Origin of the sequence: Arenibacter troitsensis, from assembly GCF_900177645.1 — a bacterium.
In the GTDB taxonomy this organism is placed as follows: Bacteria; Bacteroidota; Bacteroidia; order Flavobacteriales; family Flavobacteriaceae; genus Arenibacter; species Arenibacter troitsensis.
The window spans coordinates 1-25,514 of the sequence record NZ_FXAO01000013.1 but is presented as its reverse complement, the minus strand read 5'-3'; the positions used below and the strand labels follow the sequence as shown (position 1 = coordinate 25,514).

24 protein-coding genes, 2 tRNA genes and 1 rRNA gene are annotated in these 25,514 nt (G+C 39.8%); 12 read left to right on the top strand and 15 right to left on the bottom strand.

Translation table 11 applies throughout. The annotated features are described in order from the left end of the window. Positions 1-882 precede the first annotated feature (882 nt). A tRNA-Leu gene (locus B9Y87_RS20455) sits at positions 883-969 on the bottom strand. A gap of 107 nt (positions 970-1,076) precedes the next feature. Then, a tRNA-Lys gene (locus B9Y87_RS20450) sits at positions 1,077-1,149 on the bottom strand. 136 nt (positions 1,150-1,285) lie between these two features. Between B9Y87_RS20450 and B9Y87_RS20445 the strand changes: the two genes are divergently transcribed. Further along, complete coding sequence (locus B9Y87_RS20445) at positions 1,286-1,801, top strand: shikimate kinase (protein WP_085500814.1); 516 nt, start codon at positions 1,286-1,288, stop codon at positions 1,799-1,801. On the opposite strand, the gene B9Y87_RS20440 is transcribed toward B9Y87_RS20445, so the two are convergent. From B9Y87_RS20440 to B9Y87_RS20430, 3 genes are read right to left on the bottom strand one after another with little or no spacing between them, the layout of a single operon-like run. Continuing rightward, positions 1,790-2,290, bottom strand: a complete 501-nt coding sequence (locus tag B9Y87_RS20440) for a phosphoribosyltransferase family protein (RefSeq protein WP_085500859.1) — start codon at positions 2,288-2,290, stop codon at positions 1,790-1,792. The two genes, B9Y87_RS20445 and B9Y87_RS20440, sit on opposite strands and share 12 nt — an antisense overlap. Before the next feature lie 8 nt (positions 2,291-2,298). After that, complete coding sequence (locus tag B9Y87_RS20435; RefSeq protein WP_085500813.1) at positions 2,299-2,886, bottom strand: methyltransferase domain-containing protein; 588 nt, start codon at positions 2,884-2,886, stop codon at positions 2,299-2,301. Further along, positions 2,870-3,244, bottom strand: a complete 375-nt coding sequence (locus B9Y87_RS20430) for an RNA-binding S4 domain-containing protein (RefSeq protein WP_085500812.1) — start codon at positions 3,242-3,244, stop codon at positions 2,870-2,872. The genes B9Y87_RS20435 and B9Y87_RS20430 overlap by 17 nt, the downstream gene beginning before the upstream one ends. A 151-nt stretch (positions 3,245-3,395) precedes the next feature. Here B9Y87_RS20430 and B9Y87_RS20425 point away from each other — a divergent pair, with 151 nt between their 5' ends. Next, complete coding sequence (locus B9Y87_RS20425) at positions 3,396-4,313, top strand: FKBP-type peptidyl-prolyl cis-trans isomerase (RefSeq protein WP_085500811.1); 918 nt, start codon at positions 3,396-3,398, stop codon at positions 4,311-4,313. A gap of 81 nt (positions 4,314-4,394) precedes the next feature. Here the strand turns inward: B9Y87_RS20425 and B9Y87_RS20420 are convergent, their stop codons facing one another. From B9Y87_RS20420 to B9Y87_RS20410, 3 genes are all read right to left on the bottom strand, one after another. Continuing rightward, entirely contained in the window at positions 4,395-4,973 is a 579-nt protein-coding gene (locus B9Y87_RS20420; protein ID WP_085500810.1) for an outer membrane beta-barrel protein, read from the bottom strand. A 235-nt stretch (positions 4,974-5,208) separates the two neighbouring features. Beyond that, positions 5,209-6,162, bottom strand: a complete 954-nt coding sequence (locus B9Y87_RS20415; RefSeq protein WP_085500809.1) for a transketolase family protein — start codon at positions 6,160-6,162, stop codon at positions 5,209-5,211. A gap of 37 nt (positions 6,163-6,199) precedes the next feature. Continuing rightward, a complete protein-coding gene (locus B9Y87_RS20410; RefSeq protein ID WP_262483192.1) occupies positions 6,200-7,054 on the bottom strand; it encodes a transketolase in 855 nt (284 codons plus the stop codon). 159 nt (positions 7,055-7,213) lie between these two features. On the opposite strand from B9Y87_RS20410, the gene tgt reads away from it, so the two are divergent. The 6 genes from tgt (at position 7,214) to B9Y87_RS20380 (ending at position 14,468) form a co-directional block, all read left to right on the top strand. After that, positions 7,214-8,344, top strand: a complete 1,131-nt coding sequence (gene tgt, locus B9Y87_RS20405) for a tRNA guanosine(34) transglycosylase Tgt (protein ID WP_085500858.1) — start codon at positions 7,214-7,216, stop codon at positions 8,342-8,344. Positions 8,345-8,347: 3 nt separating this feature from the next. Beyond that, a complete protein-coding gene (locus tag B9Y87_RS20400) occupies positions 8,348-9,427 on the top strand; it encodes an LptF/LptG family permease (protein WP_085500857.1) in 1,080 nt (359 codons plus the stop codon). Further along, positions 9,414-10,322, top strand: a complete 909-nt coding sequence (locus B9Y87_RS20395; RefSeq protein ID WP_085500807.1) for a DMT family transporter — start codon at positions 9,414-9,416, stop codon at positions 10,320-10,322. The genes B9Y87_RS20400 and B9Y87_RS20395 overlap by 14 nt, the downstream gene beginning before the upstream one ends. Positions 10,323-10,365: 43 nt before the next feature. Continuing rightward, on the top strand, positions 10,366-11,319 hold the full coding sequence (locus B9Y87_RS20390; protein ID WP_072865628.1) for an acetyl-CoA carboxylase carboxyltransferase subunit alpha: 954 nt from the start codon (positions 10,366-10,368) through the stop codon (positions 11,317-11,319). A 156-nt stretch (positions 11,320-11,475) separates the two neighbouring features. Next, a complete protein-coding gene (gene dnaB / locus B9Y87_RS20385; protein WP_072865630.1) occupies positions 11,476-13,023 on the top strand; it encodes a replicative DNA helicase in 1,548 nt (515 codons plus the stop codon). A 179-nt stretch (positions 13,024-13,202) separates the two neighbouring features. Continuing rightward, on the top strand, positions 13,203-14,468 hold the full coding sequence (locus B9Y87_RS20380) for an asparagine synthetase B (protein WP_085500806.1): 1,266 nt from the start codon (positions 13,203-13,205) through the stop codon (positions 14,466-14,468). Between the two features lie 269 nt (positions 14,469-14,737). On the opposite strand, the gene B9Y87_RS20375 is transcribed toward B9Y87_RS20380, so the two are convergent. Together B9Y87_RS20375 and B9Y87_RS20370 are read right to left on the bottom strand one after the other, a co-directional pair. After that, the gene (locus B9Y87_RS20375) at positions 14,738-16,078 is read right to left on the bottom strand and encodes a hypothetical protein (protein WP_085500805.1); all 1,341 of its coding nucleotides are present in this window, start codon (positions 16,076-16,078) and stop codon (positions 14,738-14,740) included. A 20-nt stretch (positions 16,079-16,098) separates the two neighbouring features. After that, positions 16,099-18,516 carry a TonB-dependent receptor gene (locus tag B9Y87_RS20370; RefSeq protein ID WP_085500804.1) on the bottom strand — a complete coding sequence of 806 codons (2,418 nt, stop codon included), beginning with the start codon at positions 18,514-18,516 and terminating at the stop codon, positions 16,099-16,101. Between the two features lie 71 nt (positions 18,517-18,587). Between B9Y87_RS20370 and B9Y87_RS20365 the strand changes: the two genes are divergently transcribed. After that, positions 18,588-19,610 carry a helix-turn-helix domain-containing protein gene (locus B9Y87_RS20365; RefSeq protein WP_085500803.1) on the top strand — a complete coding sequence of 341 codons (1,023 nt, stop codon included), beginning with the start codon at positions 18,588-18,590 and terminating at the stop codon, positions 19,608-19,610. Positions 19,611-19,623: 13 nt separating this feature from the next. On the opposite strand, the gene B9Y87_RS20360 is transcribed toward B9Y87_RS20365, so the two are convergent. Next, positions 19,624-20,424: an HAD family hydrolase gene (locus B9Y87_RS20360; RefSeq protein ID WP_085500802.1), complete on the bottom strand. Its 801-nt coding sequence runs from the start codon at positions 20,422-20,424 to the stop codon at positions 19,624-19,626. Between the two features lie 118 nt (positions 20,425-20,542). Between B9Y87_RS20360 and B9Y87_RS20355 the strand changes: the two genes are divergently transcribed. Next, positions 20,543-20,965 carry a secondary thiamine-phosphate synthase enzyme YjbQ gene (locus tag B9Y87_RS20355; protein ID WP_085500801.1) on the top strand — a complete coding sequence of 141 codons (423 nt, stop codon included), beginning with the start codon at positions 20,543-20,545 and terminating at the stop codon, positions 20,963-20,965. 54 nt (positions 20,966-21,019) lie between these two features. Next, entirely contained in the window at positions 21,020-21,292 is a 273-nt protein-coding gene (locus B9Y87_RS20350) for an EF-hand domain-containing protein (protein ID WP_072865640.1), read from the top strand. Positions 21,293-21,402: 110 nt separating this feature from the next. Here B9Y87_RS20350 and rplT read toward each other — a convergent pair whose 3' ends face one another. The 4 genes from rplT to thrS all read right to left on the bottom strand — a co-directional run bounded on the left by rplT (position 21,403) and on the right by thrS (position 24,652). Continuing rightward, entirely contained in the window at positions 21,403-21,747 is a 345-nt protein-coding gene (gene rplT, locus B9Y87_RS20345; RefSeq protein ID WP_031444752.1) for a 50S ribosomal protein L20, read from the bottom strand. An 89-nt stretch (positions 21,748-21,836) separates the two neighbouring features. Then, positions 21,837-22,034 carry a 50S ribosomal protein L35 gene (gene rpmI, locus B9Y87_RS20340; protein WP_072865642.1) on the bottom strand — a complete coding sequence of 66 codons (198 nt, stop codon included), beginning with the start codon at positions 22,032-22,034 and terminating at the stop codon, positions 21,837-21,839. A gap of 94 nt (positions 22,035-22,128) precedes the next feature. Beyond that, positions 22,129-22,683: a translation initiation factor IF-3 gene (gene infC / locus B9Y87_RS20335; RefSeq protein ID WP_083260705.1), complete on the bottom strand. Its 555-nt coding sequence runs from the start codon at positions 22,681-22,683 to the stop codon at positions 22,129-22,131. A 28-nt stretch (positions 22,684-22,711) separates the two neighbouring features. Further along, positions 22,712-24,652, bottom strand: coding sequence for a threonine--tRNA ligase (thrS, locus tag B9Y87_RS20330; protein ID WP_085500800.1), 1,941 nt, complete (start codon positions 24,650-24,652; stop codon positions 22,712-22,714). A 688-nt stretch (positions 24,653-25,340) separates the two neighbouring features. Between thrS and B9Y87_RS20320 the strand changes: the two genes are divergently transcribed. Then, positions 25,341-25,514: ribosomal RNA gene (locus tag B9Y87_RS20320) — 16S ribosomal RNA — on the top strand; the annotation flags it as partial.

Here is a 25,514-nt window from a genome sequence, read left to right as displayed (position 1 = left end):
GTTATTTGTGTATAATTTGTAGCACTTTAAGACTGCTAAACGCCATATTATGAAAATAAGGCTTATTTTCTAGATATGTAAGGCAATTTTTGTAATTGATGAGGGATTTAAATTTCCTTGTTGATTTATTTATTTACATAAATATCCAAATACCCAGAAATCGTCTTTGATCCTTACTAAGAATCAATCCCAAAAGTTGTGTGTGAATTACAAAAAGTTATAATTTACTATCTCAAGTTAGTGTTCTGTTCATTTTTTGCATTGCCCAAAAAACGAACCAAAAAACGCTAGGCTGATTTTAAATTTCTTTAAATCTACGCAATTTCCACAGCCGCGCCGCCCAGGCCGCTTTCACTAAGGTGAAATGCTCTATGGACGGCTTCCCACGACCAGTGTGAAAACCACTCGATTTAAGACGAAATTGAAAATAGGCCGGTCCTTTGTTCCGTCGACCTTCATGTGGGGATAAGTCATTTTCCGTTATTAAATACCTTTGGACATTGTCCTCAAGGTCTATGGTTCGGTAGTTCTTATTCCGTAGTGGAGATGGCATGGCCGTTAAGAATTATTGAAGCCCTGGAAATAATTTAGGCCATGGCATCGGTCCTTAAAATCCAAAGATTTTATGGGCCACCTAGTGAAGAAGGGTCTTTTCTTTTGTTTCGTTTTCTTTGGACAAGCAAAGAAAATGAAAGAATGATTTAATGGTTGGTTTTTCTAGATTTCTCCTATTAATTAAAACTATTGTTCAAAAAACATGAGTGATCAAATTAATCCTAACTTTACATAAACACAACAATTGTTCCTGATCCCTTACTAAGCCCAGAGTTGGCTAAGGGAATAAAAAAAACCGCCAACCTCATTTAAGAAGTAAACGGTTTATGGTGCCCACGACTAGATTCGAACTAGCACGTCCTTGCGAACACCACCCCCTCAAGGTGGCGTGTCTACCAATTTCACCACGTGGGCATAATAGCCTTGAAACGGACCTATTGTATTTTTTAATAGTCCCTAAATTTAAGCAATTAGAAACTATTTTAAACAAAAAAAGTTAAGTACGAGACTTAACTTTTTTGTGACCGGGCTGGGGCTCGAACCCAGGACCCTCTCCTTAAAAGGGAGATGCTCTACCAACTGAGCTACCAGGTCAAAATGAGTTGCAAACTATTGCTGTTTGCGGGTGCAAATATAAAACCATTTGTTTGTTTTGCAAGGCCTTTTTAAGAATTTTTTATTTTTTTTTGATTTACCACTAAATTAGACCAATTTTACAAAAAATTACAGCGTGAAAATAGTATTGGTAGGGTATATGGGTAGCGGTAAAACTACCATTGGTAAATTGTTGGCTAAGAAATTGAAAATTAGTTTTTTAGATCTTGATGAAGTCATTGAGGAAAGGCTGGAAGATTCCATTTCCGATATTTTTAATGGGAAGGGTGAAATTTTTTTTAGGAAAAAGGAACATGAATATTTAAATGATGTTTTAACCCAAAAAAACAACTTTATACTGTCTACCGGTGGCGGAACTCCATGCTATTCTGGAAACATGGATACTATGTTGGAGTTGGCCGATTATGTTTTCTACCTAAAAATTTCTATTCCAGGGCTCGTAAAAAGGTTAATATTGGAAAAGGAACAAAGACCTTTGATTAAAAATATAGACGATGGGGACTTGCCCGAGTTTATTGGAAAGCATTTGTTTGAACGCAATAATTTTTACCTTAAGGCGAATCATATTATTGAGTGCGATAATAAGGACCCCAAAGCTTTGGTTGATGAAATAAAAGGATTACTCGCTTAGATATACCGAATCGTTCTTGGCCTTAAATTCAACATTGATGTGTTCCTGAAGCGATGTGGACAAGGATATTCCTTTATAATCTGCCTTAACCGGATATTTCTTGTGATTTCTGTTCACCAATACAGCAGTTTTAAGTTGTTTTAGAGGGACGCGTAGAAAATGATGTACTCCATATATCAGGGTTGTTCCTGAATTGAGCACATCGTCTACCAGGACAACTGATTTGTTGGCATATTCCGATTCTGGAATGGAAGTCTTTACGCCGCTGGCCAAGGGATTGGACTTGTCCATAATTACTTTGCACAGAATAATGTTGGCCTCGGTAATCTTTTGCAGTACGGCCTGGATTTTTTTCGCAAAGTTTAATCCTCCACCTTCAATTCCGGCAATAATAATTTCGGGTTCATCAACATTGGTTTCATATATCTGGTAAGCAATGCGCTTTATTTTATGCTGTATCTGCTCATGTGATAAAATTCTATTGGACATAGTCATTTTTATTTAGATTCAAATATAAAAAAGAGTTCCTTATCCGCTCTCGGTTTTATGGAATTGTATGCGGATTCCAAGGTCTTGATATTAAAATGCCCTTGAAATAGGTTCTTGTATTCGGAAATGCTGCCTCCAAAGGGCGGTCCGGATTCGGTTAAGGGAAAATTAAACAGCAGCCCTGCAAGTTTACCATTAGGTTGTAACAGTTGTTTAATTTTCTTTACGTAACCTGTCCTTAGACTGGGGTCTAGGGCGCAAAAAAATGTTTGTTCCAGGATCAAATCAAAATTATTCACTGCCAAATCAAAAAAATTGCCCTCTAGGAGTTGATGTTCTGGAAAATTTGGAATTCTTTTTTTAATGTTTTCCAGCGGTTGTCTGGCAATGTCAATGACAAAAACATTGGGAAATCCCTTCTCAATCAAATAATGTAGTTCGTAGGCATTGCCGGCACCTGGTATTAGAATTTTAAGGTTCTTATCCGTAAGTTGGTCTATGTATTCCTTTAGAGGGGTGGAAATGGTACCTATATCCCATCCCATCTCTCCCTTCTCATACTTTTGTTCCCAAAATTCCTTATTCAGCTTCTTCATCCAAGTATCCGTCTATATCCCTTCGGTCTTTTTTCGTAGGTCGCCCAGTACCTTTTTTTCGATAATAATCCTTAGAGAACTTTAACAGTTCATTGTGCTCAAAGGCTTCCTTGGGAGTGGTGTCCTTACGGTAGATGTCCACTAATTTGGCGCCTACCCTGCTTTCTGGAATATCCAATACCGTAAATTCATAATTGATCTGGTTTTTCCGAACCACAACTTTATCCAAGGGATAAACTTCCCTCGATGGTTTTACTACCTGTTCATTGATTCTTATATGTCCCTTTTTGCAAGCCTCCGTGGCTATGTTTCTCGTTTTATAATAGCGGGTGCTCCATAGGTATTTGTCAATTCGCATAAACTATTGAAAATCTTTGTTAACGTCCTCTACAAAAATAGTTGAAAATTGTATCTTGCGGCCTTTAATTAAGAAATCAATGGATCCTTAACGGTTATTATTATGATCATAAGGGAACATCCCTTAATTAAAAGACAATAAAAACAAACTGATGAATATAAAGAGATTTCTTTTACTTGCTTTAATTTTTTTGACGATCTGGTCTTGCAAAAAGGACGATGGGGATGATATTCAGGTAATACCCCCAAGATTGTTAAGTGAGGTTGTTGTTGAAAATGATGCTGAAATTCAGGCTTTTTTAAAGACCCATTTTTATAACTATGAAGATTTTGAGGAGCCTATCGATGAAGGTTTTGATCTTAGGATCAGGATAGATACCATAGCCGGAGCCAATGCCGATAAAAGATCTTTATTTGAGGATGCCCAAACGCAGGTGATAAAGATATCCTCTAGTGACCTAGGGTTGGATGCAGGGGAAATAGATGTTGAGCATACCTTGTATTATGTTGTGGCGAGAACGGGAATTGGTGAAAATCCTACTCCTGTAGATTCTGTGTACTTGAAATATCAGGGTATGCGATTGGACGGAACTATTTTTGATAGTAGACTGGGGTCTCCAGTGTGGTTCGATATGCAGGGTTCTGGAATTTCAGGAAATTCTGGGGTCATAAAAGGATTTAAGGAAGGAATGCCCAAATTTAAATCGGGGGGTGCTATCATTGAAAATGGCGACGGTACCTTTACTGTAACTGGAAGTGGGGTTGGTCTTATTTTTATGCCCTCCGGGATTGCTTATTTCAGCGGCAGTGCACCTGGGGCAAGTTATGCACCACTAATGTTTGAAGTTAACCTCTTGGCAACCAATACTGCTGATCATGATAGGGATGGTGTGGATACGATTTTGGAGGATTTGGATGGTGACGGTAATCTGTTTAATGATGACACCGATGAAGATGGTCTTCCCAATTATTTGGATACCGATGACGATGGGGATGGTATCCTTACCGAGGATGAATTAGGAGATGCCAATAATGATGGTATTCCCGATTATTTGGACAAAAATATATGAAGTTGAACTATTGGTTCACCAAATAAAAAATGCCCCTGCAATTGCGGGGGCATTTTTTTTGTTACTGGAAAATGCTTTTTTTTAAAGTTTTAAGGCAACACTTAAAATCAATTGATCTGGTCTAGTGTCTATTCTGTCATTGGAAAAGACACCGTCGACAACGGTTACTTCATTTTCACTAAAACCTCTTTCGTACCTTAAGTCAATTCCGAACTTGCCAAAAGAAAGTCCTGCACCTATATTAAGCCCTACGGTAAAATCGTTTTCTACATCGCCTATGGTGATGCCATCATAATCCGTGTCCAATATATACTGAAAAGCTGGCCCGGCAAAAACGTTCAAAGGACCAATGATATTAATGCCCAATAGAACAGGAAGATCTAGCTTGCTCATGTCCAGACTATTGTTTTCATAGTCCGATTTTGTTTTGGTGTATACCAATTCTGGGCGTAGGTATATTTTTTTTCCTATCTGCCCAAAAATTCCTAGGTGGTAACCAACGTTGCTTTTGGGATCTTTGTACGCCTGTTCGGTAGATTCAAAATAATCGCCATTGGCGCCATAATTTAGTCCGCCCTTGATGCCGAACCCTGATCCTTTTTGTGCGTGTGCAGTTATGCCCATTAAAGCGATAGCTGCTAATAAAACTGTTTTCTTCATCATACTGTGTTCTTTTTAAATTAGAATACATTGTGCAATTTTAGGCACAACCTTTTTAATTGATTAACCTAAAAAGAAATTATCTTGACACGAAACGGCGGGGTAGTGGTAAAAAAAAACTGCTAAATTCTACCATATATTGTGAAAGGTAGTTCTAGCAGTTTAGTTGGGTTCTGTTCCATAGTTCTCGCTATTTTGCATGTTAAGAATCCTCATTGCCCATTAAGGGATTTGATTATTTTCTTTTTAACACAGTCAAAACGGCGTTTTCTATGGCTTTATTGTTTAATCCGTATTTATCCATTAGTTGCTCGGGTGTTCCACTTTCGCCAAAGGTATCTTTGGTAGCCACAAACTCCTGTGGCGTAGGGTGCGTGGTAGCGAGGAATCCGGAGATACTTTCACCTAGTCCGCCTAAATAATTGTGCTCTTCCGCAGTAACTATGCAACCAGTTTTTTTAACAGATTTTAACACAGCTTCCCCGTCAAGAGGCTTTATAGTATGTATGTTGATGACTTCAGCGGATATACCCTGATTTTCTAGATTTTCAGCAGCGATCAATGCTTCCCATACCAAATGCCCAGTGGCCACAATGGTAACATCCGTGCCCTCGTTGAGCATAACGGCTTTTCCTATCTCGAATTTTTGGTCAACTGGGGTAAAGTTGGCCACTTTTGGCCGTCCAAACCTTAGGTAAACAGGACCATGATGTTCTGCTATGGCAATGGTAGCGGCCTTGGTCTGATTGTAGTCACAGGTGTTGATGACGGTCATTCCGGGTAACATTTTCATCAATCCCAAATCTTCCAATATTTGGTGTGTAGCACCGTCTTCACCAAGGGTTACCCCGGCATGGGAAGCACAGATTTTTACATTCTTATCGGAATAGGCAATAGATTGTCTAATTTGATCATAGACACGTCCAGTGGAAAAGTTGGCGAAAGTTCCGGTAAAGGGAATTTTTCCCCCTATGGTAAGTCCGGCTGCAATGCCCATCATATTGGCTTCGGCAATACCTATTTGGAAGAAACGTTCGGGATTTTCCTCAATAAATTTCTCCATCTTAAGGGATCCCACCAAATCCGCGCACAAAGCAACTACATTGGGGTTGGTTCGGCCCAATTCGGCCAGTCCCGCACCAAAACCACTTCTTGTGTCATTTTTACCTTGATCTATATATTTTTTCATCTGTATATTCTTTAATTTTTTTGGAAAAGGTTGTGGATTAGTAATCCCCTAGAGTTTCTGGGTTCTGCGCCAAAGCAGTTGCCAATTGTTCGTCATTGGGCGCCTTGCCGTGCCATGCGTGGGTGTACATCATAAAATCTACCCCATGTCCCATTATGGTATGCAATAGTACGCATACCGGTTTTCCTTTTCCGGTCCTACTCTTGGCCTCTTTCATTCCTTTTAGAATAGCTTCCAGATCGTTTCCTTCCTTAATGTCCAGAACATCCCAACCAAAGGCTTCAAATTTCTTTTTTAGGTCTCCCATTGGAAGCACGTCGTCCGTAGCTCCGTCTATCTGTTGGCCATTATAATCTATTGTGGCAATAATATTGTCTACTTTCTTGCCAGCGGCATACATAATGGCTTCCCAGTTCTGGCCTTCCTGCAACTCGCCATCACCGTGTAGCGTATAGACCAGTTTGGAGTCTTTGTTGAGTTTTTTGGCCTGTGCCGCACCCAAGGCCACGGACATGCCCTGTCCCAACGAACCTGATGCGATACGTACACCTGGCAAACCTTCATGGGTGGTAGGGTGTCCTTGTAGACGCGAATCTATTAATCTAAAGGTATTTAATTCATCAACTGGAAAGTAGCCTTTTCTTGCCAGAACACTGTAGAAAACAGGGGATATGTGGCCATTGGACAAAAAGAAAAGATCTTCGCCTTTTCCGTCCATATCAAATCCGTCCTTAAGCTCCATGATTTCATTGTAAAGCGCAACAATAAATTCGGTACAGCCTAGGGAACCGCCTGGATGCCCGGAGTTTACCTTATGAACCATTCTTAGAATGTCCCTGCGGACCTGAACGGTCAAATCTTGTAATTCTTGAAGTTTTGGCATTTTATCTATATTTTTTAAACTTTTCAAAAGTAATGGCAATCTTTTGGGTACACAAGCATGAATTATAATATTTTATCAACTATAATGGACCATAACAGAACTTTATTTTTTTGTTAAGGTTTTAATGGCTCCGAGTTGACTATATTTGCGGCTTTAAATAGATTTTTTTTGAAATTTACCTTACAACATTCGGACACAAGGACAAAGGCTAGGGCGGCCGAGCTTATTACGGACCATGGCAAGATAGAAACCCCTATTTTTATGCCTGTAGGTACGGTAGCTTCCGTAAAGGGGGTACACCAAAGGGAATTGAAGGAGGAGATAAATCCTGACATTATTTTAGGGAATACATATCATTTGTATTTAAGGCCTAAGACCGAAATACTGAAACAGGCTGGAGGACTTCATAAATTTATGAATTGGGACCGCAATATTTTAACGGATAGTGGTGGTTATCAGGTCTATTCCCTGTCGGACAACAGAAAGATAAAGGAAGAAGGAGTAAAGTTTAAGTCGCATATTGATGGTTCCTACCATGTGTTTACCCCAGAGAATGTTATGGAGATTCAGCGTGTCATAGGTGCGGATATTATCATGGCATTTGATGAATGTACTCCATATCCATGCGATTATAATTATGCGAAGAGATCCATGCACATGACCCATAGGTGGTTGGAACGTTGTATAAGGCATTTGGAAAAAACTCCTTTTGCCTATGATTATGAGCAAACCTTTTTTCCAATTGTACAAGGGTCTACCTATAAGGACCTTAGGAGGCAATCGGCCGAATATATTGCTGGGGTAGGTGCAGAGGGTAATGCTATTGGCGGACTTTCGGTGGGCGAGCCGGCCGAGGAAATGTATGCCATGACAGAGGTAGTCTGTGAAATACTGCCTGAGGATAAACCCAGATATTTAATGGGCGTGGGTACCCCGATCAATATTTTGGAGAATATTGCCTTGGGGATAGATATGTTCGATTGTGTTATGCCGACCAGAAATGCTAGAAATGGTATGCTGTTTACGGCACATGGTACTATCAATATAAAAAATAAGAAGTGGGAAGACGATTTTTCCCCTTTGGACGAGATGGGGACTACCTTTGTAGACCATGAATATTCCAAGGCTTACCTAAGGCATTTGTTCGCTGCGAACGAGTATTTGGGAAAACAAATCGCTACCATTCACAATTTGGGATTTTATTTGTGGTTGGTTCGTGAGGCAAGAAGACATATTTTAGCAGGGGATTTCTATGAATGGAAATCTGTAATGGTAAAACAAATGGATAAAAGACTCTAGGTGCTGAGCATAATTGACAAATATATTTTAAAAAGATATCTGGCTACCTTCTTTGTGATGTTGTTGCTGTTTATCCCTATTGGGATAATGGCAAATTTGGCAGAGCAGATCGGAAAAATGATCGATAATGAGGTTCCTCTTTCCGAAATTGTCATGTATTACTGGAATTTTACTTTGGTAATAGGTAACTTGCTATTCCCCATTTTTCTTTTTCTTTCCGTAATCTTCTTTACCTCCAAATTGGCCAACAACACTGAAATTGTAGCGATTTTAAGTTCGGGGGTTTCTTACGGACGTTTTCTGCGACCATATCTGATCGGGGCATCAATCATAGCTTTGATCATGTTTTTTATGAATATGTTTATTGTGCCTCCGGCAAGTGTGGGATACAATGAATTCAAATTTAAGTATTTAAAGAAAGGTAAACAGGATAGGGTAACTACCAATATTTTTAACCAACTGAACGAGAGTGATTATATCTATGTCAGTAGTTTTGACCCTACCAGGCAAATAGGTTATAACTTCACTATGGAGCGTTTCAACGAACAGAACACCTTGGATTTTAAGATCTCTGCAGCCAACATAAGGTGGATAGAAAAAGATACGGTTTATCGACTTACCTCCTACGAAAAGAGAACCTTGGTGAACGATAAGGAGATAGTGGAAACAAAGCGTAGATTGGATACCATTTTCGATTTTAAAATAGACGACCTTACACCGGTTTCCTATATTGCTGAAACCAAGAATATGTTTGAGCTGGACAAATTTATAGCGGCACAAAGAAAAAAGGGCGCTTCCAATATAAATAGTTATGTGTTGGTGAAGTATAAGCGTTGGGCCCTGCCTATAGCCGCTTTTATCCTTACCATTATTGCCGTGGCGGTATCCTCGGTGAAGAGACGTGGAGGTATGGGGGTAAATCTGGCCTTCGGTATAGGAGTGGCATTTATATATATCTTTTTTGACAAGGTTTTCGGTACCCTTGCGGAACAATCTGGATTTTCGCCCCTATGGGCGGTGATCATTCCCAATGTTATGTTTGGGGCCATAGCATTTTACTTGTTGCAGAATGCCAAACGTTAAGCTCAATAATTACCTTCATCTACATTTTATTGTTTTTGTCTGGGGCTTCACGGCGGTCATTGGCAAGTTGATCACTATAGATGCCCTTCCTTTGGTTTGGTATCGTATGTTAATGGCTTCCCTAATCATCTTAGCCTATATCCTCATTAGAAAATTTCAGTTAAGGGTACCTCCCAAAACACTATTGATGCTTATTTTGGGCGGCATAGTGGTATCCTTACATTGGGTCACCTTCTTCATGGCCATTAAAGTTTCAAATGTATCCATTGCCCTGGCAACAATGTCTACGGGCGCATTTTTTACGGCCTTGTTGGAACCTTTTTGGTATGGCCGAAAAATGGTAGGTTATGAAGTGGTCTTAGGACTAATCGTTATGTTAGGGTTATATATAATGTTTAGGGTGGAAACTGATTTTTTTATTGGAATACTCTTGGCATTGGCGTCCTCCTTGTTATCTGCCACCTTTTCCTTGATAAATGGTAAACTAACGCAGGAGCAAAGACCTTCGGTAATTTCATTTTATGAATTGGGGAGCGGCGTTCTGTTTTTGTCTGTTTTTTTGATATATTCTGGCAGTTATGACCATAAGTTTTTTCAACTTTCCATTAATGATTGGTTGTATATATTCATACTGGCATCGGTCTGTACGGCATACGCCTTCATTGCTTCCGTAAAGATTCTAAAATATATTTCTCCCTATACGGTTATGTTGACAAACAATCTGGAACCCGTCTATGGAATACTATTGGGAGTTGTGCTTCTGGGGGATAGTGAAAAAATGAAACCACTTTTCTATTTGGGGGCACTATTGGTTTTGCTGACCGTGGTGGCAAACGGAATTTTGAAAAATAGAAATAAATTAAAAAAAACGACTAATGGGTTACCTTCCCATTAAAGTTTTATATTTGCTCGTTGAAAAGAGCTAAACCTATAAACCTATGGAGTATTTAGATTTTGAACTGCCAATTAAAGAGCTGGAAGAGCAATTGGATAAGTGCATGATAATCGGTGAAGAGAGTGAAGTTGATGTTTCTGAGACTTGTAAACAAATAGAGAAAAAACTCGTTGAGACCCGAAAGGAAATATATAAGAACCTAACTGCATGGCAAAGGGTGCAATTGTCAAGGCACCCAAATAGACCCTATACCTTGGATTATATTAGGGCCATTTGCGGAGAAACCTTTTTGGAATTGCATGGCGATCGCAATGTTAAGGATGATAAGGCAATGATCGGCGGCCTTGGTAAAATTGGGGATCAGAGTTATATGTTCGTTGGGCAACAGAAAGGCTATAATACCAAAACAAGGCAACTGCGAAATTTTGGTATGGCTAATCCTGAAGGGTACAGAAAAGCATTGCGCTTAATGAAGTCTGCCGAAAAGTTCGGTATCCCCGTGGTATGCTTAATAGATACCCCAGGGGCATATCCCGGTATTGAGGCAGAGGAAAGGGGCCAAGGGGAGGCTATTGCAAGGAATATTTTGGAAATGACCCGCCTAAAGGTACCCATTATAGTAGTCATTATTGGCGAAGGCGCTTCTGGAGGTGCATTGGGTATTGGTGTAGGGGACAAGGTATTGATGTTGGAAAATACTTGGTACTCGGTTATTTCACCAGAATCCTGTTCTTCCATACTTTGGAGAAGTTGGGAGTATAAGGAAATTGCGGCCGAGGCACTAAAGCTTACGGCAACGGACATGAAGAAGATGAAATTGATAGATGAGATTGTTCGTGAACCGGTAGGTGGTGCACATGCCAATAGGGATAAGACTTTTGAAATTGTAAAAAATAAAATTTCTTCCCATTATGAGGAATTAAAAAAGTTATCACCAAAAGAATTGGTAAAAAACCGAATGGAAAAATATGCCAATATGGGTGTATTTAATGGATAATATCCCTTATTGTCAAGGTAAAAAAAACTGGAGCGGAAATTCTCCGGTTTTTTTTTGCTTATGAACAAATTTCGTAACTTATTAACAGGTAAAATGTTGAACAACTGTTAATATCCCAAATCTCTTTTTAAATCTTATTTGTATAATTTAGCACTCATGGAAAAAACGAACCCCATTATTGGTCATCGAATAGACAAGTCGACCATCATTAGCCTTGAAAAGGGAAAAATACCTCCTCAAGCTACTGATTTAGAGGAAGTTGTACTTGGGGCTATGATGATTGATAAAAAGGGGGTGGATGAAGTAATAGATATCCTACATCCTGAAGTCTTTTACAAGGATGCCCATAGATATATCTACGAAGCCATTTTTAAGTTGTTTGAAAATTCTGAACCTGTAGATTTATTAACCGTTTCGTCCCAATTGAAGAAAGATGGTCGGTTGGAGAGCGCCGGAGGTGATTTTTACCTGATAAAGTTAACCCAAAAAGTAGCTTCCTCTGCGCACATTGAGTTTCATGCGCGTATCATTCTTCAGAAGTTTATCCAGCGTAGTCTTATCAAGATTTCAAATGAAATTATCGAGGAGGCCTATGAGGATTCCACAGATGTATTCGACTTATTGGATACTGCAGAATCCAAATTGTATGACGTAACCCAGGGCAACTTGAAACGTTCTGCCGAGACGGCCCAGAATTTGGTGATACAGGCCAAGAAGAGGATTGAGGAAATTGCAGGTAAGGAAGGGCTTAGTGGTATTCCATCCGGTTTCGATAAATTGGACAAATTAACTTCGGGATGGCAGCCCAGTGACTTGGTTATCGTGGCAGCACGTCCAGGTATGGGTAAAACGGCCCTTACCTTGTCCATGGCCAGAAATATTGCAGTGAATTCGAATATTGGAGTGGCTTTCTTTTCCCTGGAAATGTCATCAGTCCAGTTGATTACCAGGTTGATATCCTCCGAGACGGGCCTGTCTTCCGAAAAATTAAGAACAGGTAGATTGGAGAAACATGAATGGGAACAGTTGAACGTTAAGGTTAAGGCCTTGGAGACTGCACCTTTATTTATTGATGATACGCCATCGCTTTCTATTTTCGACCTTAGGGCAAAGGCCAGGCGTTTGGCATCCCAGCACGATATTAAGATGATCATTATTGATTATTTGCAGTTGATGACCGCTGGGGGAAGTCAAAAAGGAGGAAACCGTGAACAGGAAATATCTACTATATCCAGGAACTTAAAGGCCCTGGCCAAGGAATTGAACGTTCCTGTTATTGCACTTTCCCAGTTATCACGTGCGGTGGAGACCAGGGGCGGTAGTAAACGACCTATTTTATCCGATTTACGGGAATCCGGGGCAATTGAGCAGGATGCGGATATTGTTTCCTTTATCTATAGACCGGAATACTATAAGATTGACGAATGGGATGACGAAGAACGTTCGCCAACTGCCGGTCAGGCCGAATTTATTGTGGCCAAGCACAGAAATGGTGGTCTGGAAAATATTCGTCTCAAGTTCTTGGGACATTTGGGTAAGTTTGACAACTTGGATGATTTTGATTCCCCATTTGAGTTTCAGTCGAAAATGAATGCGGATGATGATAACCCCTTCATCACCAAAAACCTTCCAAATGCCAATGAGGCCTTTGGTAGTTCTATGAATGATGATTCCATGCAGGATGATAACGATGTGCCATTTTAAGCATTATAAATAGTACAACCTAAAGTTGCTTTTTTTGGGTTTTCCTCTAATGATCAGTAAATTACGTGTTTGTATTATTGCTCTACGCCATGGGTCATTTTTAAAATTTTAACCCCATTTCAAAACTGAAACACCAATTTTCCATTATCTTTGGGAAGATGCACATTAGATATCGGTACATGCAAAAGTGTTTTTTTTCCCTTTTATTTATTCTTTTTTTTATAGTTGATGTTTCGGCTTCATCCATTCTTATTCCCATGGATGCTGAAGGTCAGAAAAACCATTTAAAGGCATATGGTATTACCTATTGGGTATTGACCAAGCAACAAAAAGTACAGTGGTTGTTAAATTATAGGGGAGGCTCTTTTTTGTTGCCGGATGGGGATATTATTAGGAAAGAATGTCAGATAAGGGGTGTGACATTTGAAATTATTTCCGATTCCCAGGCCCAACTTATTTTAGAAGAAATTGCAAGTCCATCACAGAACCAAGAAGCTGTTATTTTGGAGAAAGCCCCAAAAATAGCTGTTTATTCCCCAAAGGATAATTCGCCTTGGGACGATGCGGTTACTATGGTATTAACCTATGCCGAAATTCCTTACGATCAGATTTACGATGAGGAAGTTTTGGAGGACAAATTGGTGCTCTATGATTGGCTGCACTTGCACCATGAGGACTTTACCGGGCAATACGGAAAATTTTATGGCGCCTATAGGGCGGCACCTTGGTATATTGAAGGCAAACAGCAGGCAGAGGCATTGGCTCTGAAATTGGGATTCAATAAAGTTTCGGAGGAAAAGCGGGCCGTAGCACTTAAAATAAGAAATTATGTTATTGGGGGAGGTTTTATGTTTGCTATGTGTTCTGCCACAGATAGTTTTGATATTGCCTTGGCTGCGGACGCAGTGGATATATGCGAGCCAATGTTCGATGGTGATCCTTCGGATGCCAATTACCAGGCCAAGCTAGATTATGGGAAGACTTTTGCCTTTACCAATTTTATATTGGAGCGCAATCCGTTGCGATATGAATTTTCTTCGATAGATATGACCAATAAGCGGGATAACGTGCCCCGGACTTCGGACTATTTTTCCTTAATGGATTTCTCTGCAAAATGGGACCCCGTGCCTACTATGTTATGTCAGAACCACACAGCTCTGGTCAAAGGTTTTATGGGGCAGACTACCGCTTTTGCCAGGGAAGAGATTAAACCGACAGTGTTGGTTCTGGGAGAAAATAAAATTAATGGGGAGGCCAGATATATTCATGGAATTAAAGGAAAGGGATTCTTTACCTTTTATGGCGGGCACGATCCGGAAGACTATCAGCATAGGGTAGGGGATCCAAAAACAGAATTGGAACTGCACCCTACATCGCCAGGTTATCGTCTTATCCTGAACAATGTGTTGTTTCCTGCGGCCCAGAAGAAGAAGCAGAAAACCTAATGATGGGGTTTTTTGAAGCTGGGATTGCTTTGAACTATAAACAAAAACTGTTGTAAAAGGCTAGGCCTGTACAACAGTTTTTGTGCTTAATCCTATTATTGGCAAGCGGTGGTAAAGATGGTATCCTTCCCTTTGGTTTTTTGATATATCATTTTTCAAATGCTTTAGCGCTATTCGTATTCTTGTCAAAAAAAAGTTGGCTAAATATCACTTGTAAAAGGAAGGGGTCTCTGGTGTGAAATTTATTCACCTAATGCACCTTTTTGGGCTTAAAAAGTGCCTATAAAGTGACTTCCCGCTACGTTTACCAATTCAGCCCCCTTGGTTACTTCACCAGTTTCGGTATCTACAATATATATGTTCCCGTTTTGCCCTACAGGGGCTTGTGTAAGGTAAATTTCAGTTCCGTCAACCACAAAGCCTTGATACTGGAAAAGGTAAAAATCCGGGTCATAAGGAATAGCTTCAATTTTTTGTGCCGTTTTGGCGTTCAAATCGGCCAGAGCAAAAAATCCTTGGGCCCCTGCTACTCCTTCGGCAGAACCATCATGTCTGTAGGCAATAACAGCTTTTCCATTGGCAGCAGGCCTCCAGGCAAGGATGTAGGCACCATCTATTCCTAGGGCATCGTCTAAATTAAATTGATAAGAATCGTCATATTCGTTATCGGCATCAATTTTTAGAATGTAAGAACCCTCAGGGTCACCCTGATTTGCTTGATAAACACTGCCGTTATATTCGAAGGAATTAATACTGCGGTATCCATTCGTATTTCCATGCCCTACAGCAGACGTAATTACAGTTGGGTTCAAAAGGGAAGGGTAATCCAGTACAATGGTTTTGGAGCCTAATATTTCGTAATCACTATCATTTTCGGTAGTGGCGGGATTAACCTTGCTTAAACGTGCGCCTATATACAATTTATCTCCAGCGGCATTTAATGTAGGCATGTCAATTCTAGAAATATAGTAACCATTAGCTTCTTCCTCGGCACTTAAGGCAACACTGTTTTCTTGAAACTCGATTATTGATGAGTTGACTAAATCTAAAGTAACAACACCTATGGTTGCTTCCGTTCGAGTATAATTGTCGTTTTCATCAAACTCATGTTCCGTAGTTACGTATACGGCGGCACCCGTTTTATCCCCGTCAAATAGTTTTATCCATCTTGGAGCGGTGCCTACATAAGGGGCAATACTAACCTCCGAGCCGGTTGGTGTAAATACTTGGCCTCCTTCTACGGTGTATTTTGTATAGTTTCCACCAGTATCCCCAGCGTAACTAATATTAAATATGGTATTGCCATCTTCGGAAGATTGTAATCTGGCGGTTCTATTCGAAGGTGCTATAAAGCCATTTTGAAAAGGCTCAATGGAGACTGTTGGATCTTTGGCATCTTCGCTGGAAACGGAATATATTAAAGTTCCTCCGTTGCCGTCACCAGGGTTATCGCCCATTTTGGCTCCAGCAACGGTAATCCATCTGGTTTCTTCCGGATCAACCGTGTCGGGTGGGGTTATAGTATCGTCATCACTGCTACAAGCGGTTATTAGGCCTGCTGTTAATACAAGGGTAGCAAGGGTTTTAAGGTTTAAAAACGTTCGTTTCATTTTTGGTATTTATTAAAAGGTTAAAATTTATTAATTGTGTAATTCAGTTTTAAATAAAAGGCCCTTCCCGGCTTTTGTACGGAAAGATTATCGTAAACTGGTTCGTCCAGTATATTTTTGATGTCAAAACTCAATACAAACCTATTGTTGGGAAAACTGTAGCTCAGTCCTATATCTTGTGCCAGCTGTTGGGGTACTTCAAAAAACTCATTGCCCACGGTGTTCGTCCCCTGTGTGGTCAGGAATGAAAATTCATCGGTGAAATAGACATTGTAGAAAAGGTTTAAACGTGATCTCTTGAGGAATACATTTTCAAAGGAGTAGCGTAGACCACCGTTCATAGTAAAGAACGGGGTATTTGGAACGTCTATCTCTATACCTTGATTCTCAATTTTTAAATTGAAACGGGAAAAATTGAAATTAAGACCAAAATTATGGTTGTAGGTGTAATTCAATTGTGCGTCAATTCCTTTAGATGTGCCGCTGCCTTGATTTACATATACTATTAATTCGTCATCTACATTTAGTGAAGTTTCAATAGGTAAACCAATTCTATCCTTAATGTTTCGGGTAAAAACATTTGTTGCCAAGGTAACATGGTGCTTATTGAAGTTAAATGTTCCAAATCTGACCCCTAAGTTATAATTGTTGCTTTTTTCGGGATCTATACTTGAATTAGCCACAACATTATCTCCATCGTTACCAAATACCTCGGTTTCGTTAGGCAATCGGATAGCTTTTTCTGCTGATGCCAAAAGTGTTATATTGGGAATAAGGGCGTACGAGGCCGCAAAACCATATCCATCGTAATTCTTATGGTTGCTGACAACTTCATCTACCACCACATCGTTTCCGTTGATGTCTGTCCCTATGGCAGGATCTACACTTACTGTTTTTTGCTGATAGTGTTTGCCAAATAAACTAGCTTTTAATTTTTCTTCAAAAGCTGTTAATTCATAGGTTAAGGAATATATATTTTTATGTAGATCCCTGGTTCCCAAAAAGGTATTTTCCAATACAGATCTTAATGCATCACTATCTTCTCTGTCAATACCACTATATACATGGTTCAATAGCAACTTATGGTGGTCATTGATGGAATAGGACACTCCGGTTCTTATGGAGGCCACATTTCTTTTTATTTTGGCAAGCGTAGGACCACCTTCTTGTTGGGAACCCCAAGTGTACTCGAATTCATCTCCTCTAAAATCAATAGCTCGTTCACCGTTCCAACTATAGGCCCATGCTACGGTATCGTTAACTGCACGATTTCTTTTACCGTACAGACCGTTAATATTAACATCCAGTCCCGTGGTGAAAAGGTCTTTCTTTTGGTAGTTTAAGCTCGCCAAAAGGGCATCGGATTCCAGGTATCTATCCTTGTATGGGGTAATGGTCATAAAGGCCCCGTGTTGAACCTCTTTATAGTCATTTGAGCCGGTAACGCCTATGAAAAATTGGTCTGCCCATGTTACATCGGTATAACCAATTTGGGCCATTCCACCTGTGGATCTATAGGCGTCATTAAACCTTTTGGCTGTTATTGGTGTTTGTACACCTCCTAAACCTGTAACTACAACACTTCTACCCGAAACCTTGTAATTATTATCTGAATAGTTGTGGAAAATGGATGCTTTTACGGTGAATCCTGATTTACTAAAGCGATACAAACCGTTGGTACTTGTTTGAAAGGTGTTGAAGGATCCGTAGGAAATCGAAGTATTGAAATTGGTTTTCGTATCCTTATGTAGTACAATGTTGATGGCACCACCTAATGCATCATCTGCTAAATGTCCGGGAACCACCCCTTTGTATACCTCAATATTTTTTATCATTGATGGTGGAATACTGTTTAAATTAAATGAGGAGCCAAAAGTTGACATGGGAATGGCGTCTATGAAAATTCGTACTGAATTGCCCGATAATCCATTTAAACTATAGCTGACATCAGAGCCCAAGCCTCCATTTTGGCGAATTTTTACGCCAACTGTAGTGTTTAGCAATTCGTTTGTCTGGATATTACGCAGACTGGCTTCCTCGGTTTTTACGGCATTTACGGCAAAGCCTTTTGTTTCCAACTCGGTTTCCTTGCTTCTTCCGTTGACCGTTACTTCATCCAAGTTTTCTAAGGATTCGGTTAAGGTAAAATCAACCTTAATGTTACTGTTGCTTTCATTCACCTCAATGGTAATGGTTTGGGTGCTATATCCCAGAATGGAAACTAAGACCCTGTACTTTCCTTGGGGTACTTTATTAATAGAGTAAACCCCATGTTCGTCTGTATGTACGCCTTGTTTTAATTCATCCAACAATACAGTTGCAAAGGCCAATGGATTTCCGGCGTTATCGCTCACTCTGCCCGATAAGGTGCATGAAGGATTTTGGGCTTGCATGGACGAGACAATCACCAGTATTAAAATATGTAGTAATCTTTTCATTAAATATTTGGTTATTTTTATTAAGATTTAGTCTAAATAAATAACTTTGCAAATCTAAATTATGTTTTCAGTTGGGACTAACGAGAAAGGAATTATTAGTGACGAATAAAGAAGAGACGAATATTGGGCTTTGGAATGTAAGAAGGTGTACACTTACCAATAAGGAAGCAGACCAAATTGTATTGGAAAAATCTACCAGTGCTTTTATTTCGGACGAACTTAAGGGTAAAATAGGAGGGTGGCAAGAAGAAATTAGAACGGATAAGGCCATGATCCTTATACGTAAATTGTCCCTAACCGATGAATTTGTGGAAGAGGTAAAAGGTCAAGATTCCTATATTGGGATTCATTTTATAATACAAGGATCCTATGAGTGCAAGCGTCGTAAGGATTCATTTAATTTGGTTATACCTTCTGGTTCTTATAACATTGTTCACTGGTCCAAGGACCTTTTTGACCAGAAACTGATTGGAGCAAATTATGAAGCCTTGGAAATATTTTTCAAGGGAGAATTTTTGGAGGAATTGTTGGGTAAAGAATATAATGCGGATAACAAAATGTTCGCTTACAACGCTGCACTTGGTTTTTGGAGCGCAGCGAAGCCGATAACCATGCCGTTGCATGTAGCGATTAGTGAGATTTTGAATTGTAGTTTAACAAGTAATGCCAAGGTCCACTATCTGGAATCTAAAATAAGATTGTTGCTTATTGATCTGTTTATAGGACAAGAAGCACATATTAGTAGGAAGAGGGAGGAGTCCTTGTCGGCATCGGATTATGAAACTATTGAAAATTTGGTTCACTATATCGAGACCCACTTAAAGAAACCATTGACTATTAAGGAATTGTCTGCAGTAGCAGGATACAATACAACAAAGTTAAAAAGTTACTTTAAGAAGGTCCACAATACTACTATTTTTAAGTTTATAACCAGTTTGCGAATGCAAAAGGCCAAAGCTTTGATTCTTGAGGATAATTATACTATTGCCCAAGCTTCTTATGAAGTAGGGTATTCCAACCCTCAACATTTTACTGTGGCATTCAAAAAGAACATGGGATACCTACCTAGTGTCTTGTTGGGTATGGATCCATAATTGGTAGTACATATTAGGTTTGTGCAAGCATTAATTCCAATATTTTTTCCACTCCATTATTATCATTACTATCGGCTCGGTATTTAGCCGCTTGTTTTACATTGGGATGGGCATTGGCCATCGCAAAACTATAATCGGCCATTGCCAACATTTCCAGGTCGTTGTTATAATCTCCAAAAACCATGGTTTCCTGTCTGCTTATTCCGAACTTTTCTTGAATGTGTTGAAGCGCGTAACCTTTGTTGGCGTTCATATGGGAAATATCCAGCCAATTCTCCCCGGAAACTTTTACTTTTAATTCGGATTCTAGATGATTTACCAAAGGATAGATATGCTTTTCCGAACTTTCAAAATGGTATATGGCTATTTTCAGGACCTCGCCATCAAAGGAGGCAATGTCGTTTAGTATACTAAACTCGGAATAATATTCCCTCAATTTACTTACAAAATCGTCGGAATTTCCATTGATGTAGGCATTGTTCTTTCCGCATAGCACGGGATGTATACCCTCCACGTTCTTTAAAAGTTCTATAGTGCTTTTAATAGTATTTTGGTTCAAAGGGGTAGCCAGCAATTCCTGGTCTTGCTTTTTAACAAAAGCTCCATTCTCCGCCACAACTATGATATCATCTTTAATGGCATCCAGTTTTTCCACAATACTGTTATATTGCCGCCCACTTGCTGCAACAAACCTAATGTCGCGTTTTTTTAATTCTTCGAATAATTTAAAGAATTTGTTGCTTACTTCATGCTTGGAGTTCAATAGGGTGCCGTCCATATCGGAGACCACCATTTTTACCTGTGATAAATCCATTCAAATAAATTAAGTTGCAAAGGTATTTGATATTGGCTTATTTAATGGCCTTCTTGTGTAAAGTTTCACATTTCTTAATATTTATCGAAATTTGAATAAATTCCAAATACCAATCGTTATGCTGTTTTATCAAGAAGAATTACGTTTAAAGGCTTATAGTAGGGGCTTTCATTTAATAACGCACACCATCCTGGACCACCTTCCACATTTAAAAAGGATTCAAACTGGCATGATGCAGGTGTTCATAAAGCATACATCGGCAAGCCTTACCATAAATGAGAATGCGGATTCCACTGTTAGGTCCGATTTTGAAAGTCACATGAATATTATGGTTCCGGAAAACGCGCCCTATTACCTTCATGATTACGAAGGTTCGGACGACATGCCTGCCCATATAAAATCCTCTTTGATGGGAGCTTCCGTACAGATACCCATTAGCAATGGAAAATTGAATTTGGGAATTTGGCAGGGTATTTATTTGTGCGAACACAGGAATAATGCCAGTGGCCGTAATTTGGTAATAAGCTATTTTGGAGTTTAGGCAACTGCATTTTATTTAGTAAATTAGAGTCATATAAATTTTAATGAATAGGATATGGCTACAAAGGATATGATTTTGGATAAAATACAGATCCTAATCACCAATAAATTTGAAACTCCAGAGGAGGCTTATAATTTTTTTGATGAAGATGGTGATGGAAAACTCAAAAAAAGCGAGATTGTCGAATTGTTAAAAAAGGCGGAAATAAGTGGTTTTTTGCGAGGAATTGTTTCTTCCAAGCTTATAGAAGGTTATGATAAATCTGGCGATGAGTTGATAGACTGGGAAGAATTTAAGGCCGCCATCAGTAAAATAAAAACAACTTGACACTAGTTGGTTTAGAGTTGGAGATTCCTGAAGAGCACTAACTGGGTATAAAAAAAACCTGTTCCAATTGGAACAGGTATTTTTCTTATAAGCGAGATAAGTTTATTAATTTATTTTACTTTGTTCACAATAGCCTTGAAAGCCTCTGGGTGGTTCATGGCCAAATCCGCCAATACCTTACGGTTTAGCTCTATGTTGTTGGCTTTTACCTTGCCCATAAACTGGGAATAGGACATTCCGTGCAATCTGGCACCAGCATTAATACGGGTAATCCATAGGGAACGGAAATTTCTTTTCTTGTTTCTACGGTCTCTATAAGCATATAGCATTGCTTTTTCAACCGCATTTTTGGCTACTGTCCAAACGTTTTTACGTCTTCCAAAGTATCCTTTGGCCTGCTTCATTACCTTTTTTCTTCTGGCTCTGGAAGCAACTGAATTTACTGATCTTGGCATAATTTTAATTGTTTTTTGTAGTAGGCGATCCTTTAATGTAGAATACTTTTACTGCCTAACTCCAGGGTTAATAATTACCGTTGGAACGATTACTTTAAACGCAATTGTTCCTTAATACTGTTAACATCCGCCTCGTGCACTAGTGCAGAGTGGGTTAACGCTAGCTTACGCTTTTTAGACTTCTTCGTTAGAATATGGCTTTTAAAGGCGTGCTTTCTTTTAATTTTACCACTACCGGTAAGCTTAAATCGCTTTTTGGCACTGGATTTTGTTTTCTGTTTAGGCATTTTCTTCCTATTTATTAATTTATCTCGCTTACTATCTTTATGCTAAAACACTTTTAGCATTTTTATTTTTGCAACCAAAGCCAAAAGGCATAGGTTATTTTTTTGTTTTTGGGGCAATGAACATGGTCATACGTTTACCCTCCAGTTTTGGCATTTGTTCCACTTTGCCCAAATCTTCCAACTCGGATGCCAACTTAAGTAATAGTATCTCTCCTTGGTCCTTATAAACAATGGAACGACCTTTGAAAAATACATAGGCCTTTAGCTTGGCACCATCTTTTAAGAATTTTTCTGCGTGCTTCTTCTTAAATTCATAATCGTGATCATCCGTTTGTGGACCAAACCTTATTTCTTTTACGATTACTTTGGTGGCTTTGGCCTTCATGACCTTTTCCCTTTTCTTTTGCTCGTAAAGGAATTTCTTGTAATCTATAATTTTACACACTGGGGGATCTGCTTTAGGGGAAATCTCCACTAAGTCCAATTCCAGTTCTTCCGCTTTGGCCAAGGCTTCACGGGTGCTATATACACCTACTTCTACATTGTCGCCAACCAACCTAACCTTGGGCGATGAAATACTTTCATTGATGTTGTGAGGGTTTTTGTTTTCCCTCCTAGGTTGGGGTCTAAATCTTTTTCTAATTGCTATGACGTAATATTTTTAGTTAAACTTTTTTTTAAAACGACTTTAAGGTACTGTTTATTTCATTTATTACCAAGTCGGTAAAGGCATTTACGGAGATGGCACCTAAATCTTCACCGCCGTGCCTCCTAATGGAAATGGTTTCCTCTTTTTCTTCATTCTCCCCTACGATCAGCATAAATGGTATTTTATTCATCTCTGCTTCACGTATTTTTTTGCCAACCGTTTCATTTCGGTTGTCAATGAGGGCGCGAATGTCGTTATTTTCCAAGGAATTTAAAACTTTTTGGGCATATATTTCATGTTTTTCGCTGACAGGGAGGATTATAGCTTGCTCTGGCATCAGCCAAAGGGGGAAATTTCCACCGGTATGTTCCAGTAATAAAGCTATAAATCGTTCCATACTTCCGAAAGGGGCCCTGTGGATCATAACGGGTCTGTGCAGTTCATTGTCGCTACCTTTATAGGTAAGGTCAAATCGCTCTGGTAAATTGTAGTCCACCTGGATGGTTCCCAATTGCCAGTTCCTTCCAAGTGCGTCTTTTACCATAAAATCCAACTTTGGACCATAAAAAGCGGCTTCACCACTTTCTATAACAAAATCAAGACCTTTTTCCTTAGCGGCGTTTATAATGGCATTTTCCGCCTTTTCCCAGTTTTCAATAGAACCGATATACTTCTCCGGTTTTTCCAGATCCCTTACGGATACTTGGGCCGTAAAATTACCAAAGCCCAATGATCCCAATACATAAAGGGTTAGGTCGATAACGTTCTTAAATTCATCCGCCAATTGATCGGGAGTACAGAAAATGTGCGCGTCATCCTGAGTAAAGCCACGTACCCTGGTAAGGCCGTGCAATTCTCCACTCTGTTCATAACGGTAAACAGTTCCGAATTCTGCATATCTTTTTGGAAGTTCCCTGTAGCTAAATGGCTTGGTGTTGTATATTTCACAGTGATGTGGACAGTTCATTGGCTTCAACAAGAACTCCTCATCTTCTTTTGGAGTTTTTATGGGTTGAAAACTGTCTTCTCCGTATTTGGCATAATGTCCAGAAGTAACATAAAGTTCCTTTTGTCCTATATGTGGGGTAACCACCATCTCGTATCCGGCTTTCTTCTGAGCCTTCTTTAAAAAGTTCTCCAATCGCTCCCGCAGAGCCGCTCCCTTTGGAAGCCATAAGGGGAGACCTTGCCCTACTTTTTGGGAGAAGGTGAAAAGTTCCAATTCCTTGCCCAGTTTCCTATGGTCCCTTTTTTTTGCCTCTTCCAATAGTTCCAGATACTCTGTAAGTTCTTTCTGTTTGGGAAAGGAAATACCGTATACCCTGGTCAACTGATTGTTTTTTTCATTCCCTCTCCAATAGGCACCGGCTACACTTAATATTTTAATGGCCTTTATAATACCTGTGTTGGGTATGTGTCCTCCTCTACATAGATCGGTGAAGGTGTCATGGTCACAAAAGGTAATGGTACCGTCTTCCAGATTTTCTATAAGTTCTACCTTATATTGGTTACCTTGTGATCTGTATAGTTCCAATGCCTCTGCCTTGGTAGCGGATCGCATTTTAAAATCGTGTTTTCCCCTGGCAATTTCCAGTGCTTTTTTCTCAATCTCCGGAAAGTCTTTTTCAGAAATAGAGCCCTCCGCCAAATCTACATCATAATAAAAACCGTTATCAATGGCTGGTCCTATGGTAAGTTTTACACCGGGGTACAGTTCTTCCAGAGCCTGGGCCACAACGTGGGAGGTAGAATGCCAGAATGCGGTTTTGCCTTCCTTGTCGTTCCAGCTGTAGAGGATAAGGGATCCATCTTCCTTTAAAGGTGTTACGGTTTCAACGGTAACTCCGTTGAATTTTGCTGAAATAATATTTCGTGCCAAGCCTTCGCTTATGCTTTTGGCTACCGCTAAAGGGGTTGTACCTTCAGCATATTCCCTAACGCTCCCGTCTGGTAAAGTTATTTTGATCATGCTTTTTTTGTCGTAATAAGTGTGCAAAGATAACATCTAGTATTTATGTTGGCAATATATATAGGAACGATTTTATACTTATACATATATAGGATAGTCGTTTGGCGTTCCCTCCATTGTCGGGCCGGGTGCTCCGCTGTATCCCTTGCCCTGCTTCGGGGATGCCGCTCCGCCCCCTAACGCTTTCCGCTGTAATTTTAACGTGTCTTTTTTTTGTGGTTGTTGGAAAAAGCGTTAAATTGTTTTCCCTTTTTCGCGGGAGGTCCCTGTCGCAATATGCTTGTTGACAGGGTGTTGTGCGTTGCCCTTAAAAAAAGGCAAAAAAAGTTTTGAAAAACCCTTGCGGATTTAAAAAAGGGTGGTAGATTTGCACCCCGCTAACGAAGGAATCACGGAGTCGGCGGAAGGGGCGTTGGGAGCGCCACGTTCATATAGTTTTGTTTCCGTTGCCGGGCTTCCAAAAGAAAAAAAATATTTTTTCAAAAAAGCTTGGCGGATTAAAAAAAGGCTGTACATTTGCAGCCGCTTTGGGAGACAGGGCGAACGAAAGGAAGTAAAGAAGTTCATTGATATATTGTAAAGACAGCGTGCCACATTCCTGGGAACGGGGATGTGGTGCAGAAAAAGAAATCGAAATAACGGGCCGGGAAACAGCTTTTATGGGTTGATCGAATTTATATAAGAATCAACGATGAAGAGTTTGATCCTGGCTCAGGATGAACGCTAGCGGCAGGCCTAACACATGCAAGTCGAGGGGCAGCGGGGATAAGCTTGCTTATCCGCCGGCGACCGGCGCACGGGTGCGCAACGCGTATAGAATCTGCCCTGTACTGGGGAATAGCCCAGAGAAATTTGGATTAAT

What these genes read in the sequence shown, in the direction of transcription:
- B9Y87_RS20395 (WP_085500807.1), top strand. Translation starts at nt 9,414, where the DNA reads ATGCCAAACGTTAAGCTCAATAATTACCTTCATCTACATTTTATTGTT.
- dnaB (WP_072865630.1), top strand. Translation starts at nt 11,476, where the DNA reads ATGGAAAAAACGAACCCCATTATTGGTCATCGAATAGACAAGTCGACC.
- B9Y87_RS20350 (WP_072865640.1), top strand. Translation starts at nt 21,020, where the DNA reads ATGGCTACAAAGGATATGATTTTGGATAAAATACAGATCCTAATCACC.
- thrS (WP_085500800.1), bottom strand. Translation starts at nt 24,652, where the DNA reads ATGATCAAAATAACTTTACCAGACGGGAGCGTTAGGGAATATGCTGAA.
- rpmI (WP_072865642.1), bottom strand. Translation starts at nt 22,034, where the DNA reads ATGCCTAAACAGAAAACAAAATCCAGTGCCAAAAAGCGATTTAAGCTT.
- B9Y87_RS20430 (WP_085500812.1), bottom strand. Translation starts at nt 3,244, where the DNA reads ATGCGAATTGACAAATACCTATGGAGCACCCGCTATTATAAAACGAGA.
- B9Y87_RS20355 (WP_085500801.1), top strand. Translation starts at nt 20,543, where the DNA reads ATGCTGTTTTATCAAGAAGAATTACGTTTAAAGGCTTATAGTAGGGGC.
- B9Y87_RS20375 (WP_085500805.1), bottom strand. Translation starts at nt 16,078, where the DNA reads ATGAAACGAACGTTTTTAAACCTTAAAACCCTTGCTACCCTTGTATTA.
- B9Y87_RS20370 (WP_085500804.1), bottom strand. Translation starts at nt 18,516, where the DNA reads ATGAAAAGATTACTACATATTTTAATACTGGTGATTGTCTCGTCCATG.
- rplT (WP_031444752.1), bottom strand. Translation starts at nt 21,747, where the DNA reads ATGCCAAGATCAGTAAATTCAGTTGCTTCCAGAGCCAGAAGAAAAAAG.
- B9Y87_RS20415 (WP_085500809.1), bottom strand. Translation starts at nt 6,162, where the DNA reads ATGAAAAAATATATAGATCAAGGTAAAAATGACACAAGAAGTGGTTTT.
- B9Y87_RS20425 (WP_085500811.1), top strand. Translation starts at nt 3,396, where the DNA reads ATGAATATAAAGAGATTTCTTTTACTTGCTTTAATTTTTTTGACGATC.
- B9Y87_RS20390 (WP_072865628.1), top strand. Translation starts at nt 10,366, where the DNA reads ATGGAGTATTTAGATTTTGAACTGCCAATTAAAGAGCTGGAAGAGCAA.
- B9Y87_RS20360 (WP_085500802.1), bottom strand. Translation starts at nt 20,424, where the DNA reads ATGGATTTATCACAGGTAAAAATGGTGGTCTCCGATATGGACGGCACC.
- B9Y87_RS20435 (WP_085500813.1), bottom strand. Translation starts at nt 2,886, where the DNA reads ATGAAGAAGCTGAATAAGGAATTTTGGGAACAAAAGTATGAGAAGGGA.
- B9Y87_RS20380 (WP_085500806.1), top strand. Translation starts at nt 13,203, where the DNA reads ATGCAAAAGTGTTTTTTTTCCCTTTTATTTATTCTTTTTTTTATAGTT.
- B9Y87_RS20420 (WP_085500810.1), bottom strand. Translation starts at nt 4,973, where the DNA reads ATGAAGAAAACAGTTTTATTAGCAGCTATCGCTTTAATGGGCATAACT.
- B9Y87_RS20440 (WP_085500859.1), bottom strand. Translation starts at nt 2,290, where the DNA reads ATGTCCAATAGAATTTTATCACATGAGCAGATACAGCATAAAATAAAG.